The organism is Candidatus Omnitrophota bacterium (assembly GCA_030650275.1).
Taxonomy (GTDB): domain Bacteria; phylum Omnitrophota; class Gorgyraeia; order Zapsychrales; family Fredricksoniimonadaceae; genus JACPXN01.
Window position 1 is genome coordinate 68375 of record JAUSEK010000005.1, and the last position, 17401, is coordinate 85775.

Annotated in this window: 20 protein-coding genes; 7 read left to right on the forward strand and 13 right to left on the reverse strand. The window is 50.3% G+C overall.

Going from position 1 to position 17401, the window contains the following annotated elements:
• Window positions 1-23: 23 nt before the first annotated feature.
• Entirely contained in the window at window positions 24-398 is a 375-nt protein-coding gene (locus Q7K71_01505) for a hypothetical protein (protein ID MDO8674776.1), read from the forward strand.
• 101 nt (window positions 399-499) lie between these two features.
• On the opposite strand, the gene Q7K71_01510 is transcribed toward Q7K71_01505, so the two are convergent.
• Window positions 500-1084: a nucleotidyltransferase family protein gene (locus tag Q7K71_01510; GenBank protein MDO8674777.1), complete on the reverse strand. Its 585-nt coding sequence runs from the start codon at window positions 1082-1084 to the stop codon at window positions 500-502.
• 35 nt (window positions 1085-1119) lie between these two features.
• Between Q7K71_01510 and Q7K71_01515 the strand changes: the two genes are divergently transcribed.
• The 6 genes from Q7K71_01515 (at window position 1120) to Q7K71_01540 (ending at window position 4804) form a co-directional block, all read left to right on the forward strand.
• Window positions 1120-1416 (forward strand): hypothetical protein, encoded by a 297-nt coding sequence (locus tag Q7K71_01515; GenBank protein MDO8674778.1) that lies wholly within the window; start codon window positions 1120-1122, stop codon window positions 1414-1416.
• Between the two features lie 2 nt (window positions 1417-1418).
• The gene (locus Q7K71_01520; protein MDO8674779.1) at window positions 1419-1970 is read left to right on the forward strand and encodes a peptidylprolyl isomerase; all 552 of its coding nucleotides are present in this window, start codon (window positions 1419-1421) and stop codon (window positions 1968-1970) included.
• A 33-nt stretch (window positions 1971-2003) separates the two neighbouring features.
• Window positions 2004-2795 (forward strand): XdhC/CoxI family protein, encoded by a 792-nt coding sequence (locus Q7K71_01525; protein MDO8674780.1) that lies wholly within the window; start codon window positions 2004-2006, stop codon window positions 2793-2795.
• 10 nt (window positions 2796-2805) lie between these two features.
• Window positions 2806-3213, forward strand: coding sequence for a pyridoxamine 5'-phosphate oxidase family protein (locus Q7K71_01530; protein MDO8674781.1), 408 nt, complete (start codon window positions 2806-2808; stop codon window positions 3211-3213).
• Between the two features lie 11 nt (window positions 3214-3224).
• Window positions 3225-3635 carry a hypothetical protein gene (locus tag Q7K71_01535; protein ID MDO8674782.1) on the forward strand — a complete coding sequence of 137 codons (411 nt, stop codon included), beginning with the start codon at window positions 3225-3227 and terminating at the stop codon, window positions 3633-3635.
• A gap of 68 nt (window positions 3636-3703) precedes the next feature.
• The gene (locus Q7K71_01540; GenBank protein ID MDO8674783.1) at window positions 3704-4804 is read left to right on the forward strand and encodes a Fic family protein; all 1101 of its coding nucleotides are present in this window, start codon (window positions 3704-3706) and stop codon (window positions 4802-4804) included.
• A 334-nt stretch (window positions 4805-5138) separates the two neighbouring features.
• Here Q7K71_01540 and Q7K71_01545 read toward each other — a convergent pair whose 3' ends face one another.
• The 12 genes from Q7K71_01545 to Q7K71_01600 all read right to left on the reverse strand — a co-directional run bounded on the left by Q7K71_01545 (window position 5139) and on the right by Q7K71_01600 (window position 17352).
• On the reverse strand, window positions 5139-5885 hold the full coding sequence (locus tag Q7K71_01545; GenBank protein MDO8674784.1) for a hypothetical protein: 747 nt from the start codon (window positions 5883-5885) through the stop codon (window positions 5139-5141).
• Window positions 5886-5965: 80 nt separating this feature from the next.
• Window positions 5966-6244, reverse strand: coding sequence for a TfoX/Sxy family protein (locus Q7K71_01550; protein MDO8674785.1), 279 nt, complete (start codon window positions 6242-6244; stop codon window positions 5966-5968).
• 25 nt (window positions 6245-6269) lie between these two features.
• Window positions 6270-6524, reverse strand: coding sequence for a hypothetical protein (locus Q7K71_01555; protein ID MDO8674786.1), 255 nt, complete (start codon window positions 6522-6524; stop codon window positions 6270-6272).
• Window positions 6525-6666: 142 nt separating this feature from the next.
• Window positions 6667-7158, reverse strand: coding sequence for an NYN domain-containing protein (locus tag Q7K71_01560; GenBank protein MDO8674787.1), 492 nt, complete (start codon window positions 7156-7158; stop codon window positions 6667-6669).
• Window positions 7159-7327: 169 nt separating this feature from the next.
• Window positions 7328-7933, reverse strand: a complete 606-nt coding sequence (locus Q7K71_01565) for an START domain-containing protein (protein ID MDO8674788.1) — start codon at window positions 7931-7933, stop codon at window positions 7328-7330.
• A gap of 32 nt (window positions 7934-7965) precedes the next feature.
• Window positions 7966-8823 (reverse strand): transcription termination factor Rho, encoded by an 858-nt coding sequence (gene rho, locus Q7K71_01570; protein ID MDO8674789.1) that lies wholly within the window; start codon window positions 8821-8823, stop codon window positions 7966-7968.
• The gene (locus tag Q7K71_01575; GenBank protein MDO8674790.1) at window positions 8808-9167 is read right to left on the reverse strand and encodes a phosphomannose isomerase type II C-terminal cupin domain; all 360 of its coding nucleotides are present in this window, start codon (window positions 9165-9167) and stop codon (window positions 8808-8810) included. The genes rho and Q7K71_01575 overlap by 16 nt, the downstream gene beginning before the upstream one ends.
• On the reverse strand, window positions 9164-10453 hold the full coding sequence (gene hemL, locus Q7K71_01580) for a glutamate-1-semialdehyde 2,1-aminomutase (GenBank protein ID MDO8674791.1): 1290 nt from the start codon (window positions 10451-10453) through the stop codon (window positions 9164-9166). Before hemL ends, Q7K71_01575 begins: the two co-directional genes overlap by 4 nt.
• Window positions 10431-11423 (reverse strand): porphobilinogen synthase, encoded by a 993-nt coding sequence (gene hemB / locus Q7K71_01585; protein MDO8674792.1) that lies wholly within the window; start codon window positions 11421-11423, stop codon window positions 10431-10433. The genes hemL and hemB overlap by 23 nt, the downstream gene beginning before the upstream one ends.
• 2 nt (window positions 11424-11425) lie before the next feature.
• Entirely contained in the window at window positions 11426-13450 is a 2025-nt protein-coding gene (gene cobA / locus Q7K71_01590; GenBank protein ID MDO8674793.1) for a uroporphyrinogen-III C-methyltransferase, read from the reverse strand.
• A 24-nt stretch (window positions 13451-13474) separates the two neighbouring features.
• On the reverse strand, window positions 13475-15511 hold the full coding sequence (locus tag Q7K71_01595) for a patatin-like phospholipase family protein (GenBank protein MDO8674794.1): 2037 nt from the start codon (window positions 15509-15511) through the stop codon (window positions 13475-13477).
• Window positions 15511-17352, reverse strand: a complete 1842-nt coding sequence (locus tag Q7K71_01600; GenBank protein ID MDO8674795.1) for an acyl-CoA dehydrogenase family protein — start codon at window positions 17350-17352, stop codon at window positions 15511-15513. The genes Q7K71_01595 and Q7K71_01600 overlap by 1 nt, the downstream gene beginning before the upstream one ends.
• Window positions 17353-17401: the final 49 nt, after the last annotated feature.

Sequence of the window (17401 nt, forward strand, 5' to 3'; positions counted from 1 at the left end):
GATTTGAGGATATAATTGAATTTATGAAATATTTCGTCCTGTTGCTCCTGCTGGCCGTTGGTTCTTTGTCCGGATGTTCCTTTTATCAGGTTGATTCCAAAGGCACCACGCCGGATTTTTATGAGCCGAAAAAGAGCATCAATGACGTGGCTTATCTGGAAAAGATCGACCAGCCCTACGAGGAGATCGGTGTTGTGACCGTGATCACCGAACGCCGTCAGACCCTGGAAGATGTTTTGCCCAAGCTGAAAAATGAGGCCGCGATCCTGGGGGGCGATGCCATCACCGATATCCAGACCGATGCCGATGATCTGTGGAAAAAGGTCAGGCCGCGCAAACTTTTCGGCAATGCCTATACGCGCGCCAAGTACACGGCCAAGGTTGTTGTTCTGAAATAATTATTTTAGTGTCATGCCCGAATGTTTCTGTCGGGCATCTAGTGCATTAGTTTCTGGATTCCCGATAAAAGCATTCGGGAATGACAAATCAGAAGGGACGCTTAAACAGCGTCCTTTTTTATTTGTTCTAATTCTTCGGGGGTGTTGAAGGTCTGGACAATGCCGGGATCATTGATCTCAAGGGTCTGCGGGGCATGGACGGCGAATAAACTGTTCAGGCCTTTGGAGGGGGAAAGGGCGAGGATCTCTGATTTAAGGGAAGCGTTGAACACCGGCGGGTGGCCGCGTTTGCTTTGGTAAGCCGGAATAAGGATAGCCGGATTGTTTTGTTTAAAATGACGGATGAGCGCATCCACGGTGGACGTCAGGATGAAAGGACAGTCCACAGGGGCCAGAAGCACGGCACGGGTCTCCTTCCCGACGATAGAAAGACCCGCCTGGAAGGAGGATGTCTGCCCTAATTTATAATCTTTATTATAGACAATACGGACTTTTTTGTGGTTAAATACATGCGGATTGACGGCGTCAAAATACGCGCCCAGGACCACGATGATCTCATCCGCGATGGAACCCAACAGCGTGTTTTGCAGGTCTTCAATGGCTGTCCGTCGGGATGTTCTGGCCAGCGCCTTGGGGGAGCCGAATCTCTCGCTTTCCCCGGCGGATAAAAGGACACAGGAAATCATAACGGCATTATAGAACCCATGGGTCTTTTGTCAAAATGATCGTTTTTTTACTTCTTGTTATTTCCGCTTTGGCCATTTTGATCACCTTCCGTCTTTTATCCAGGGGGGCTGGCGCACCTGCGCCGGCTGAATTGCCCGCGGCCATTGATCTGCCCGAAAAATTTGAACGCCTGCTCTCGGAAAAGAACCAACTCATCGATCGCCTGGAAAAGCAGGTGGAAGCGGAACGTTCGCACCGGCTGGAATTTGAAAAGGTCAAGGAGCTGTTGGACGAAGAGATCTTAAGATTAAAAGAGCAGAACCGCGGCCTAAAAATTTCCAAGGAGTCCTGAATATGCGTCGTATCCTGATTTTATCTGTTTTATGTTTTCTGTTCGTATCATTAACCAACGCGCAAGAGGAGAATTCCGTGCCCAAGAATCCCGTTGTTGTGTTTGAAACCACCCAGGGGGTGATCGAATTGAAATTATTCCCCGACATTGCCCCCAAGGCCTGCGAAAATATGGTCGGGCTGGTCAAAAAAGGATATTACAACGGTATTATTTTTCATCGTGTGATCAAGAATTTCATGCTCCAGGGAGGTGACCCGACCGGCACAGGCAGCGGTGGGGAGAGCTTGTGGGGCGGAAAGTTCGAGGATGAATTCAGCTCTTTGTACAGTTTTGCTAAGCCCGGTATTCTGGCCATGGCCAATGCCGGCCCCGGCACCAACGGCAGTCAATTCTTCATCACCACGGCCTCGACCCCGTGGCTCAACAATCACCACACCATCTTCGGAGAGGTCTCCGCCGGTTATGACGTTGTGCAGAAGATCGAGAACACACCCGCCGGTCCGGGCGACCGTCCCGTCACCGACCAAAAGATCATCAAGGCCTACATAAAATAATCGTAGGGGCGGGGTAACCCCGCCCGTACATCTATGGAAGATATCCTCTACAAAGCCCTGCAGGCGGTCCAAAAGGGGCAGAGTTACGCGTTTGCCACCATCACAGAAGCTACACCCAAAGGCACTCCCCGCAAAACCGGCTCCAAAATGATCGTTTTTGACGACGGGACGTCGTGGGGGACCATCGGCGGCGGCCGCAATGAGAAAGCCGCCATTGCCGAATGCCTCAAAGCCATTGCCGGCCGGAAACCCGTCAACGTCACCTATAATTATTTCGGAAGGAAAGGGGAGTCGGTGTGCGGCGGCCAGATGAAGGTTTTTATTGAACCGTTCGCGCCGCAAAAGTATCTGGTCATTTGCGGGGCCGGCCATATAGCGCTTCCTTTATCAGCGATCGGAAAAATGCTCGGATTTAGGGTGACCATCATTGATAACCGCAAGGCCTTTGCCAATAAAAAACGGTTCCCGCACGCGGACCAGATCATTGTTGGTGATCATGCCAAAGAGTTGGCCAGGGTGTCCGTTGACCCCGATACGTTTATCGCCGTCGTGACCCAGGGCAATGAATTTGACTATGAATGCATGAAGGCGGTGATCAGGTCGGATGCCGCCTATATCGGTATTATTTCCAGCAAGCCCAAAAAAGTCAAATTCTTCAAACGTTTGCGGGAAGAAGGCGTTGAGGAAAAATATCTCAAGCGCGTGCATATCCCCATGGGCATTGACCTCGGCGCCCAGACGCCCGAGGAGATCGCGGTTTCCATATGCAGCCAGATGGTTGCTTTGAATAACAAGGACAGTATCGGAACGGTTAAATTTAAATAGGGGGGACGGGATGAACAAAGAAGAAGCCATTGATATTGTCCGCGACGCCGGGTTTGGGTTTTTGGCCACGGTGGGAGGGGACCAGCCGCACGTGCGGCCCATGATGCCTTATTTGACCGAAGAAGGGGAATTATTGCTGGCCCTTTTGGGCCGTTCGCGCACCATTTCTGATATCAAATCCAACCCCAAGGTTGAAGTGTGTTTCGTGGACCGCAAAATGTGGTATTGCCGCGTGACGGGAACGGCTGTTTTGAGCGATGACGCGGCTAAGAAAAATCTGGTTTGGGAAGGCATCCCTATGCTGCGCCAGTATTTTGCCGGCCCGCAGGACCAGGGCTTCCATTTGGCGGTCATCACGATCAAAAGCATTGAAGCCATGACGCCCCACGGCCGCACGCCGGAACAGATCAACTTATAAAAGGAGGATTTATGCACATTGACAAAGAAAACGCGGAATTAAGCTGGATATCGATGGTCTTAAGGGTCGCCATGGCGTCTTTGTTCGCAGTGGCGGCTTACGGCAAATTCACCGGTTTGGAGAATTATACGGCCATGATCATGGGCATGTTCAAAGACACGTTTTTGCCCGCCTGGCTTTTATCGCCGTATGTCAATCTTTTGCCGTATGCGGAGGCCCTGGCAGCTATTTGGCTCTTGGTTGGGGTCAAGCTTAGGGAGGCCTGGGTATTTACGGCTTTTTTGCTGGTCAGTTTGGCATTTGGCATAATGGTGATCAAACAGAGCGCGGCAGATAACTTTGTTTTTGTGCTGGTCGCATGCCTGGGGCTGTATGCCAGCCGGTATGATGCCTGCGCCTTAGGGAAATGCTGTAAGAAATAAGCCAGGGAATCCAGGCCTTGCGTATGCGGTGAATATGTGGTATATTTACCGCATAAGGTGCGGTGAATATGCGGTATATATATCAACTTAATAATTGGCCAAAATTCGCCTGGAACCATAAAAAGATCTCAGGCCTGCTTGGCCCCATACGCAATCGCCAGGGGCAGTTGACCGGGCGAATGGGGGCGATGGGATTTTTGCTGCGTTCGGAAGCCCTGCTGCAGACGCTCACGCTGGATGTCCTCAAAAGTAGTGAGATCGAAGGGGAACATCTTAACCCTGACCAGGTGCGTTCGTCTATTGCCCGTAAATTGGGGATGGACATCGGAGGACTTGTGCCTTCCGACAGGAATGTGGACGGTATGGTGGCCATGATGCTTGATGCGACCCAGTATTTTAATAAACCTCTGACGAAGGCTCGTCTGTTCGGTTGGCAATCCGGTCTTTTTCCAGGGGGTTATAGTGGAATGCACAAGATCGTCACCGGCGGCTGGCGCGATGACCGGCACGGTCCTATGCAGGTTGTTTCTGGCCCGGTTGGCAGGGAACGTGTCCATTTTGAGGCACCGGATGCCGCCCGTCTTGAAGCGGAAATGAAGACCTTCCTTCAGTGGTTCAATGCCGTAGCAGAGATCGACCCGGTCCTTAAAGCAGCCATCGCCCATTTATGGTTTGTGATCATTCATCCTTTTGAGGATGGGAATGGACGTTTGGCCAGGGCGATAACAGACATGCAGCTGGCCCGTGCTGATGGCAGTAGCCAGCGTTTTTATAGCATGTCTGTGCAGATCGGGCAGGAAAGAAATACCTATTATACCATCCTGGAAAAAACACAGGAAAGCGATGACTTGGACATTACATCATGGCTGGAATGGTTCTTAAACTGCCTAGACCGGGCGATTACGGCAACCGAGAATACATTAGCCAAGGTCCTTAGGAAAGCCCGGTTTTGGGCGGAACAACCAGTTGCAGCCATTAACGAGCGTCAACGGACGATGATCAACCGGTTATTTGACGGTTTTGAGGGGAAGTTGACGTCATCCAAATGGGCCAAGATCACCAAATGTTCGACTGATACGGCATTGAGGGATATCCTGGATCTTATTAAAAAAGGGGTCCTGACTAAGGAAATAGCTGGCGGGCGCAGTACAAGTTACCGTTTAATATAAGCAAAGAGAAGTTGTTTGTTGTAGAAAACCCCTTGGAAGCCCAAGGGGTTTCTTTTTGCCCTATAATCCATATTCCCTGTATAAATAGTTAACATAACATGTATTATGGGAAGTAAAATAGATGACGGGAAAGGGGCTGGAACACAGCTATTTTTATCAGTTCTTGCGGTTAATCAGGCCCTTCACCCATGGATCATCCTTTCTTTGATTGCAGTTACCGTTGAGAGATTTTATCCTCACGCCCAAACAAGCACCCTCATTTAATTAGCGCCTGTCACTGTCACCCTTTATTTTTTAATTTACCCTACACAAAGTAACAATCATGATAAGGCTATTAACTTTGTTGAGGAATTAAAGGTACCGGCTTAATTTTTGAATCTAGTATCTTCTGCAATTCTTCTTTTTCTGATTTAAACTTCTTATCATCTAATGATGAAATTATTTCATAATACTCAGCAATTCTCTCTGAATCCCCTATTGGGCCAATTGCACGTAAAGATCCCTTAAGAAAATCTATGTGAAGCTTTATCCATGAATCGTCAATGTGCGGACAATTGACATATTCCCTAATTGCTCTAGCAAACCAAACAGCAGCAGAAGAATGTTCGTTATTTTCTTTATAAATACGACCTAATGCATTGTAATTATCCCCAGTTAACTCAATAATCTTATTACTAACATTACCTTTAAACTCATAGAATTTTTCATTAACCTTCTTCTCAAGATTGCTGGTCATCTGTTCAATATGGTCAACGAATTCTTTTTTAATTTCATTCCTTGCTTTGTTAACATCTGTTTTTAGTTCTTTTTTAATAAGACCAAAATTAATTAAACCGGTTAAGCCGAGTATAATAGTTGTTAAAGAAATAAAAATAGTTATATTTGTTGAGTAACTTTGTCTTTGAGATTCCAGTAGTTCTTTATAGAATTGATCATTCTGGGTAATCTTTTCTTCTAATATAGTTAAACGCTTATCTACAAGTTGTTCTTGGCCAGCCTGGGTAGCTTCTTTATTTGCACTGTAACAAATACTTAGACAAATAAAATATGTTGTAATGAAAAGAATAGCACGCACTCTCATCAGTATCCCCCCTATTTGTAAAATTGTTTCATTTGTTGAGGAAATATTAGTAGAAAATTAGGAAAATTAGGGACAGCGCCCTATTTACCAGGTAATTGGCTGACAAAGGCGATGGCTTGGCCTACCCACCCTTTCATGGGGCGGCCGGTGATGTCAAAAGGTACGACATTCTTTTGTTTGAGCGTTTTGACAGCCTGCTCCTGCCCAAGGCGCAGGATCAGGTCTTTCTTCCAAATGCCGAAACACATGTTGCCGCGCAAAAGAAATCCCATTCCGCCGAACATGTTTTGTTCATAAAAGTCCGTCCGCTTGGCGATCAAGGTCCTTAAACGTTTGGCTAACTGCTCATCGTAGGCCATAAATATTTAATATTGGTGATAGGCACTATTTGATTATAAATTCTTTCCCCTTATCCGTAATGACCACCTCATCGCTTGAGTTGTCATAGGTGACCAGGCCTTCATTGACAAAGGATTCCATCATCAGGGAGAATCTTTGGTGCTGGATCAGATAGGTCTTTAGACAATAGTCGTGCAGATCTCCCAGGGACAGCGAGCCGCCCGATGTGTCCAAATGCTTCAAAACGCCTTTGCGGGCGCGTTCAAAGAATTCCTTGATTTTAGCTTCCTGGTCTTGCATGTGAGGGTTAGATTACTGCTTTTGGGAGGTTATTTCAAGGGTTTTGGGGCTTGACACAGGTAGGCTAATGTTCTATACTTCTTTTGTATCACGATGAGGGATCAACCAAAGGGTTCCGTCCCGCGGCTCATGTCCCTCTTTTTTATTGTTTTAAATACCCCAGCCTTTCTTTCAAATCCGTTACAAAAGTTATATCAGATCCAAATTTCTTCAAAAGAGCCGAATATTTATATTGGTTTGGGACCAATAACCTTTCCAATTTGCCGTTATTCTTTAGGTGTTCAATGAGGCAATGGAAATCTCCATCCCCTGTCACAACCACTGCTTTATCATAATTGTTCCATTCGATCATGGCATGAAGCACCAACTCCGCGTCAACGTTTCCCTTTACCCGACCGCCTTTAAGATCAAGCGTGGGTTTGAAGACCAGAGCATATCCTTGCTGTTGAAGCGCTGTGTATAACGCTTGTTGTGCGGGTATGTAGCCGATGAACAGGAACGCTTTGCTAACTTTGTATTTATCTTTGAGATACCTGCAAAAGCGTTTGTAATCCAGTCGCCAGCCTTGGTCTTTGATGGATAGGTTCAGGTTTTGGCTGTCAATGAAAGCGTAATTGTTGAATAACTCCCCCATGGGCTGGCTCCTGCTTGGGCTGGTACTTCTGCGTTGGGGATACGCGGATTAGTATGAATACTACCGGCCCGGGGAAAGCCGATTTACAAACATGCATCAGTTCGGGGAAAACCAATGGCTTAAGATTACTACTTCTGGGGGTTTGGGGTCAAGCGATAAATCTTTTGCCCTATTTTTCTGAGTCCTTGATGAATTGACGGAAATTCTTGAAACTGTTAAAAGGAATATCCTTCACCAATCGATTAACAAGAAGTGCTGGGATAGACCCGCCGGGGTCGCTGTGTTGCTGGAAATAAATTTCTGTTTGACCGTCTGCCAAAGGCGTAAAACGCCAGACGGAATTGATCGCCTGCACGCGGACCATCCCCTTCTTCAAAGGAAGCTCATCAGGAAGGGCTTTGATGGAATAGCTGACCGCACCGTTTGTGTCCGATGATTTGCTGCGCCTGAATATAGAGTCCCTGTGCGCTACAGGCCAGGGCAGATCAAGTACGATATAAAGGACTTTGTCCTGCGGGCCTTCGTCCTTAAGCAGTCGGGCTTGCGTGCACTGATAATACCAGACAGGCAAGCCCTTTTCGTCTTCAAACAAGGCAACGATCTTGGCTAAAGGCGCGTCCACGATCATATCCCCCTTAAATTCAAGGATAGGAGAACCGTCAACCTTACGGGTATAAACTGAAACTCCCTGATCATTGATCCTCAATTTCCAGGGGTTTTCGCCGGCATAAAGACCGCTGGAGAAAATAAAAAGAAACCCAATGATCAGGCACATCCTCCTATTTCCAATCATCAGGCGGGCCATCCTTATCGTTGATTAGCAAGCAATTCTTTATTCGTAGGATACTGCTGTAATTTATTAAACAAGAACTGGGCGGATTCCACCAGGCCTAATTGCGCCAAAGCGCGCCTTAGGGCCTCCACCTGTTTATACTCGCCGGCTTCCAATAAGATCTCTTGTTTGCGGGTGGCGCTTTTTTTAATATCAATGGCGGGAAAAATACGGTGATTGGCGATCTCCCTTGAAAGCACGATTTCCATATTTCCCGTGCCCTTGAATTCCTCAAAGATCACTTCATCCATGCGGCTGCCTGTTTCGATCAATATCGTCGCCAATATGGTGAGCGAGCCCCCGTTCTCTATCTTACGGGCAGAGCCGAAAATACTGCGCGGCTTTTGAAGCGACCGCGCGTCCATGCCGCCGGACAGGGTCCTGCCACTTGATGCTTTTTGGGCATTGTGCACCCTGGCCAATCGTGTCAGGGAATCAATGACGATCATCACGTTAGCGCCTGCCCCGGCTTCTTGATAGGCCTTGCTCATCAGGGCATCCGCGATCTCAATGTGATTTTCATAACTTTGGTCCGATGATGACCAGTGGACTTCACCGGCCGCATTCCGCTTGAATTCCGTCACTTCCTCCGGGCGCTCATCGATCAGCAAACAATACAATTTGATGTCCGGATGGCCTTTGGCAATGGACTGGCAAATATGTTTCAAGAACGTTGTCTTGCCTGAACCCGGAGGCGCTACGATCAACCCCCGCTGGCCCATCCCGATCGGACAGATCAGGTCCATGGCCCGCATGGTGAATTCTTTGCTGCCGTCTTCCAGGCGGATCCGCGGTTGAGGGTCAATGGGGATGCCGGCTAAGAATCGCTGCATTTACGTGCGTAGTCGTCCTGGATGCGGATGATGTCGTCTTCGGTCAATTGCTCGCCGCAGGCCACTTCAATGAACACGAGTTTTTCATCTCCTGTATTGCCGATGCGATGAACAGCACCAAGGGGAATATCAACCACCACTCCCGGCTTCACAGGGATCTCTTTTTGGTCAACAATGGCCAGCCCCTGCCCGGCCACAATGATCCATTTTTCGGACCTGTGCTGGTGTTTTTGCAAACTAAGCCGGGACTTGGGGTTGACCTCCACCCTTTTGACCCAAACTCCGGGTTCCTGGTGGAATTTGTGGTATTGGCCCCAAGGCCTTTTGGATATTTCGCTGGTCATGGCTTTGATTGTAAGAAAAATTTAAGGATTTGGCCAGATAAATGGTCCAAATTTTTGGCTGTGTGTTGGGTGGACACAAAAAATGCTTCCAGGTCAGCCGGCGGCCAGTAAATGCCGTTTTTAAGCAAATGATGGAATAATCTGGCGTAGGTCTTGTCCGATGACGCGGTTTTGGCATCCGCGTAATTCTTGACAGATCCCCAACGGAAACGCATGCTCATCATGCTTTTGTAATGGCTCAAGTGCGCGTCGATCTCGTTGTCCGCGAGCATTTGATTGAGGTCATCCGCAAAACGTTCGCATTTGCTGTTGAGGTCTTTATAGACGGCTGGTGTCAGGTTTTTTAATACTGCAAGACCGGTGCGCATGACCACGGGGTTTCCGGAAAACGTGCCGGCCTGATAGACCGGCCCCAAAGGCGCCAAATGGCGCATGATGTCCTTGCGGCCGCCATAAGCTCCGACCGGGAATCCCCCGCCGATGATCTTGCCCAAGCAGGTCATGTCCGGGACAATGCCGAGATCCGCCTGCACTCCCCCTGAATTCGTACGAAAACCCGTCATCACTTCATCAAAGATGAGCACAATGCCGTATTTTTTGGTCAGGGTCCGCAATGTTCTTAAGAAGGCCTTGTCCGGCACGATGACACCCATATTGCCGGCCACCGGCTCAACAATGACGCAGGCAATGTTTTTCCAATGGCGTTCGATGACGATGCTCAATCCATTAATGTCGTTGTAAGGCAAACTAAAAGTATTTTGCACGTGGCTGGCTGGTATGCCGCGGCTGGACGATGCCGGTAAACCGGCAACCCCTGAACCGGCCGTGGTCAAAAGGTCATCGCAATGGCCGTGATAACAGCCGTCAAATTTGACCACCTTGTCGCGGCCGGTGAACCCGCGCGCCAGACGAATGGCGCTCATGGCGGCTTCGGTGCCGGAATTGACAAAACGCACCATGTCAACCGACGGCACGTGTTTGGTGATGAATTGGGCGATCTCAACTTCGGGCTTGGTGGTGGTGCCGAAACTACTGCCGTAGCCAATACCGGTTTTGGTGGCCTTGAAGGCCTGTGGATGATTGTGACCTAAAATAAGAGCACCCCAGGACAGGCAGTAATCCGTATAGGCATTTTTGTCTACATCAAAAATACGTGCTCCACTGCCATGGTCGGTCACAAAAGGATTGCCGCCCACGGCTTTGAACGCACGCACAGGGCTGTTCACCCCACCGACCATGACCCGGCTTGCTTGAGCAAATATTTTAGAGGAATTTTTGAAGGACATCTTTGGCATGATAACTGATGATGATATCCGCGCCGGCGCGTTTCATGCCGGTTAGGATTTCAAGGACTAGTGCTTTTTCATCCACCCAACTGTTTTTTCCGCCGGAGGCGGATCCGCCTTTGGCGGAAGCCGCGGCTTTGACCATGCTGTATTCCCCGCTGACATTGTAGGCCACGATTGGCACGGTCAATTCCCGACGGAGCAAGGACACGATGTCCAGATAGGCCAAGGCGGGTTTGACCATGACCATGTCCGCGCCTTCCTTGATGTCCTGGCGGGCTTCCTTGAGCGCTTCGCGGCTGTTGGTCGGGTCCATTTGATAGGTTTTGCGGTCGCCGAATTCCGGGGCCGAGTGGGCCGCGTCCCGGAAAGGCCCATAAAACGCTGAAGCGTATTTGGCGGCGTAAGACAAAATGCAGGTGTCCACCAGCCCGGCTTTTTCCAATTTGTTGCGGATCGCGGCAATGCGAAAGTCCATCATATCAGACGGTGCCACAATGTCCGCGCCGGCCTGGGCATGCACCAAGGCGGACTGGGCCAGAATGGGCAGGGTTTTGTCGTTGTCTATTTTTCCATTCTGCACAATGCCGCAATGGCCATGGCTCATATAACTGCACAAACACACATCAGTGATGACCAAAAAGTCAGGGAAATGTTTTTTAATGGCTTTGACGGCCTGGGGCACAATGCCTTTGGGGTCCACGGCCGAGGCGGCTTTTAAATCTTTTTGGGAAGGAATACCGAAGAAAAGGCCTGCCTTGCCCCCTGCCTTGACATACGCGTCAAGTTCTTTGAGCAAAAGGTCCTTGGAAAAGCGGTGAATGCCGGGCATGGCATCAATGGCCTGTTTCTTGCCTTTGCCTTCAATGACAAAGAACGGCTGAACAAGATCATGGCTGGTCAAAGCCGTCTCTGCCGTCATTTTTCTTAATGTTTTGAACGCGCGCAGACGCCGGAAGCGATTATTCATAATCAGGTCAGCAAGGTTGTTGGTTCATAGCCGGCCTCTTTGAGGGCCTTGGCTGTGACCGGGCCTTTGGCCAAAATGTCCCAATGAGCCGGTATTGTACCATAATCGGCGAGGAAATTCTTCACTGTTGAAGGGCTGGTGAAGATCACCTGGTCAATGGGGACGGCCGGCAGGTCCCGTTTGGGTGGTTTTACATTTTCATAAACAGCCCATTCCATGACCTCGGCCCCGTTTTCGGTCAAAGCGTCTTTCAAGAAAGGATTGGGCAAAGATGAACGCGGAAAAAGAATGTGTTTGCCTTTGACGTCCATGACGTCCAGCAAGGCCTCTAACAGCCCTTGGGCGGTTTCCTCTTGGGCCACAATAAACGGGATGATGCCGTATTCCAAAAGGCAATCCGAGGTGTGGGACCCGATGGCGGCAAATTTTTTGCCGGCAAACGCGTCTCCTTTAATGGTTTTCATAAAACATTCAACACCAAAACGGCTGGTCACAACCACAAGATCGGCACGGGCGAGATCTTTTTCAAGTTTATTCCTCTGCTTTTCATCAAAAATGACAGGTTTGATGTCAATGACCGGCCAATGGATGATGGTGCCGAATTTGCGGTAATACGACGGGTTTGTGCCCAGATATAGGATATTTTTGCCCGGAACATCCTGATAAAAATTTACCGTTGCCCCGGCGATGATCAAAGCCGGCGGCTTCAGGCCGGACTTTTTAGCCGCGGTTTCAATGTTTGCCAATGTCCCTTTGACAATACGCTCGTCGGGACGGGTGCCTTTGCTGATGATCATGATGGGTGTTGTGTCCGGCCATTTTGCTTTTTTAAGGGATGTGACGATCATATCCAGTTTGGTCAGCCCCATTAAAAAGATAATGGTGTCCACCTTGGGGATGGGGATGGGTTTTGTATGGGTGGCGCCCTCACCTTCCTCATGGCCGCTGATGAACGCCACGGACGAGGCAATGCCGCGGGCGGTCAAGGGCACCATGAGGTCCGCCGGGATGCCGGTGGCGGAACTGATACCGGGGATAACCGAGACAGGGACATGATAAGAACGCAGATACGTTATTTCATCCGCCCCCCTGCCGAAAACCAGCGGGTCCCCGCCTTTGAGCCGCACAACATTTTTGCCGGCCATGGCTTTTTCCTTGAGCATGCGGGACAATTCTTCCTGGGAGAATGTGTGCTTGCCTTTGCGTTTTCCGGCATAAATGTGTTCAGCTTGGGGGGCGTAATTCAATAATCGCGTGTCCGCCAGATAATCATAGAAAACGCAATCCGCTTTTTTCAAGGCCTTGATGGCTTTGACCGTGATCAGGTCCGGGTCCCCGGGGCCTGCACCAGCGAGAATAACCTTGCCGTATCTGGTCCGCACGTCAATGGCCTTGAAAAGGTTGCGCAGGGCCGTGTCCTTGGCCCTTCCCACCACAGCCAATTGTCCCTGTAAAGCCATGCCTTCCCACGGGAATATGTCTTTGATCTTTTTTTCAAGGCCAAGGCGTTTCAGGGCGCAGGCGGCAACGACGATGCCGTCTACCTTACCCTGCTTGACCAACTCTATGCGTTCTTCAATGGTGCCGCGGATGTCAACGATATGAACGTCGGGACGTAACTCTTTGATCTGTTTTTGACGCAGGATACTGCTGGTGCCGACCTTTGTACCTTTCGGCAGGTCCGCGAACGCGCGCAAGCCCACCCAGGCATCACGGTCATCCAGCGTTTCAGTTAAAGCAAAAATTTCCAGTCCGGCAGGAATATGCTGCGGCAGGTCTTTGGCGCTGTGCACGGCGATGTCAATGTCGCCTTTTAAAAGCGCCTGGTCCAGGGTGTCTGTAAAAAAATCATCCCCGGGCTGGCGCGTCAAGGATGTTTTCTTGTCACGGTCACCAGCGGTTGTGTATGTGATCAATTGGTATTGTAGAGACGCAGAATTCTGCGCCTCTACGAGACGGACGATTTCCTTAACCTGGGCCAGAGCCAAACGGCTGGAGCGCGACCCGATCTTAAGAGACGATTTCATGGGGACTATTATAGGGGAAGCGGACTACTTTTTCATCAATTCTTTGATGGCGGGAAGGTGTTTGAGGGCGGCCTGTTCGCCGGCTTTGATGAGCTGGTCAACTTTGTAGAGCTCAAACCACTGGATGCCGCGCAAATCCGGATGGATGACCACGTCGGCCTGTTTGGCGCATTCTTCGGCGATGACGTATTCGCTGGCCTGCAGGGTGCGCACGATGATGTCGGGAATGTTGGGCGTGAATGGTTTGACCAGCAAATTCCCCAGACGGAAACTCAAATAGTGCCAGGGATGTTTGAGAAACGGCACCCGCGCGCGTCTTTTGAATTCCTCTTTTTTCTGGTCGTAGCCCCAGGAAACCTCCTGCGGGGACTGCAGAACATTGACCGCGATGATCTTTTTGACGCCCATGTCCACCAGCACATTGGTCGGCAAAGGGTTGAGGACGCCGCCGTCAATGATCATCCTGTCCTCTTCCATGACAGGCGGGATCACGCCCGGGATGGTGATGCTCCGGCGCACGGCCTCGATCAACTCCCCCTGGTCAATGATGATCTCCTGGCGGTGGAACAGGTCATACGCCACGACCTTTAAGGGGATCCTGGTATGATGAAAAGTTTGATCACGGAGTTTGCCTTTAAGCCACTGGACGATCCCGTATCCGCTCATCAGGCCCGCCATGGGCATTAGGGGACGGTACAATTTGATCATGATGGCAGATATTTTTTCAAATTCACGTCCGCATTTCTCTATGCCCTGGCCGTCATAACCGGCGGCCCAAAGGCTGGCCAACAACGCTCCCATACTACTGCCGACCACCACGTCAACGGTGATGTTTTCCTGTTCCAAAATTTTGATGACGCCGATATGGGCCAGACCCAAAGCCGCCCCGCCGCCCAAAACAAGCCCCACCAAAGACCCGCTGATCTGACGGGCCAAACGCCGTATTTTAAACCCGTATTCGCTGGAAGGGTCCGCGGCGATCATGGAAATGCCTTCATTGACTTGCAAGGTGTTGAATTCTTCGGGTTTTAAATGCGGCAGAAAAAGGAAAATGTCGTAATTGAGGAGTTTTTTGATCTCTTCCGGAGGCAGTTCAAATTTTTCCTGCACTCCGCTGATAATGATCTGGACCTTATCGGGCTGGAATTTATCTTTGAGGGACTCACTCAAATGGTCAATGACCTCGCGGGTCATTTCCAGGTCTTTTTCGCGGCTCATGGCCACCAAATGCACCACATCTGACTGGGTCAATGTTTTCATGACCACATCGTCCATTTCATTAGGCAAGTCCACGACGACATAATTATAGTCATTGGCCGGCGCGCTGACGAATTGGCTGATGCGGTTGACCAAGGCCGGGGTGCCCGAATCAAATTTGACGTAAAGAAGGTCCACCGGCGCTTTGTCTTTCACAATGGCGTTCATGATCTTATCATGATCATTAATGATGTCAGACAGGTTGATCAAAGGTTCGCGGGGGTCCGAGGACAAGCTTAAGAGAAGGACTTTCTTATGAGTTTGTGATTTCAGGGAAAAGGCGATATTAGCGGCATAGGTGGAAGAGCCGGATCCCTTTAAAGGCGAATACACCGCGATGATGGTGCTTTCCTGCGAATCCTTGGTGTGGGTAACGTGTCTGCGGATACGCCGGGACAAACTTTGGCTTAAGGCCATGGCCAGCCGCGGAGTGACTTTGAGAAGCTCGGCGAAATCCGTTTTTTCTATCTTAAGGACCACCGAGTCATTGATGGCCTCATAAGTGTGCGAATGGTTCTCCCCTGTCAGCGTTGAGATGACGCCGAAATGCATGCCGCGCAAAAGGAAATCCACTTCTTCTTTTTGGCCCGCGGGGTTTAAGGCGTAGGAATACACGCGGCCGGAAATAATGACGTAAAAAGCGTCCGCCGGGTCACCTTGTTTGCAGAGGATGTCCCCTTTGCAAAACTCAACAAGGCCGGCCTGGCGGGAAATGCGATTCAACTCAAACCAGTTGAGCCCTTCAAAAAGGGGGATCTGTTTGAGAATAGCGCGTTTATTAAAAAATGACGGAAGCGCGGTCATTACTTAATGATCCCGTTCTCCAGCCACGCGAATTCTTTGGCCAGGATCTTTTTGGCGGTTTTCAATTGGCCTTTGTCGCTGTTGGAGACGGTGTCCTGAAATAATATCTGGACACGCCGGCGCGCGTCATTGCAGAAATCGTCCGCCAGGTCAACGGCATTGTCCTGTCCTTTTTTCTTGAGCATCGCCGCGTAGGAACACACGGCGGCGATGGCGAAGAGTTCCGTGCCGATCTCCACGATGCGATTGAGAATGCTTTGCTTGCTTTCCAGTTTTTGCTGGTATTTCATGATCTGGTGGAATGTTTGGCGGGCCAGGCGTTTGGACGCGCTTTGGACATAGGCCATGTGACCGCTCAAAGGTCCGGGCAAGGGGCCGACACTTTTGAGCGGCGGCAGCCACATTTTGGGATACCACCACGCGTAAAACACGAACATCTTTGCCGCGGCCGCCAATTTGGCGGGCAGAGGCGTTTTGCCGCTTAAGAGCGGTTTTATTTTGGACAAATGCGGGTCCAGGGCTTCGCGGGCGATGAACAGATGCATGATCTCGCTGGTCCCTTCAATGATGCGGTTGATGCGCGCGTCGCGCAGCACCCGTTCAACAGGCCAGAAATCCGCGCCGCGTTTAGCCAGGGATGAAGATGTTTCATAGCCGGATCCGCCGCGGATCTGCAGGGTCTCATCCACAATTTTCCAGGACACCTCGGTGCAAAAGTATTTAGCAAGGGCCGCTTCCAGGCGTATTTCGCGTTTGGGGTCGTCGGCCATGGCCGAGGTCAGCCATGTCACGGCGTCCATGGCAAAGGTGTGGCTGGCGATATAACTCAATTTCAGCGCGATGGATTCGTGCTCGCCGATGGCGCTGCCCCATTGATGACGCTTGAAGGACCATTCGCGGGCCACGTTCAAACACCATTTGCCGATCCCTGTTGAGGCGGCCGGCAGGGTCAGGCGGCCGATGTTCAGGGTCATGAGGGCCAATTTCAGCCCCTCCCCTTCGCCCAGGACGATGTTCTCGCGGGGGACCTTGACATTGGTGAAACGCAAAAGCCCGTTTTGTATGCCGTGCAGGCCCATGAAATGACAGCGGTGGAGAACTTCAAAGCCGGACGTGTTGGTCTCCACAATGAACGCCGTGATCTGCTTGACCTCTTTGCCTTTGATGACCTTGGGCGGCGTGACAGCCATGACGATGAGAACGTCGGCAATGGTGCCGTTGGTGCACCATAATTTTTCGCCGTTGAGAAGGAAATGTTTCCCGTCTTCCGTCGGTGTCGCGGTGGTGGTCATCTGGCGCGGGTCGGAACCGACGGATGGTTCGGTCAAAGCAAAAGCCGACACAGCGCCTTTGGCGAAGGTGGGCAGGTATTTTTTCTTTTGTTCGGGGGTACCGAAAAATTTGAGCGGCTGGGGCACGCCGATGCTTTGATGGGCGGACAAAAGCACGGCCGTTGAACCGCAATAACTGGAAACCAGATGCATGGCGCGGTTGTAATTGTATTGGGTGAAGCCGAGCCCATCGTATTCTTTGGGAATTTTGATGGCGAAGGCCTTCAGGTTTGCCAGTCCCTGCATGACCTTGTCGGGAATGGTATAGGTGCGGTCCACTTCATCAGGATCAAGGTTTTCGCGCAGGAATTTTTCAAGTTTGGCCACATACTCGTCCCCTGTCTTTTTATCTTCAGCGGACTGTTCCGGGAACGGGTGGATGAGCGGGAAATCGACGGAGCCGTGGAAGATCTTGAGCGCGAAACTGGGACTTTTCCATTCCTGTTCGCGGGCGGCCTCGGCAAATTCAAGGGATTTGAGTTTTTCCTGGCTGATATTTTTATCAAACATGCCCATTGCTTTAGTATAGATATCGGGCAGGCAAAAAGCAATGATTTGG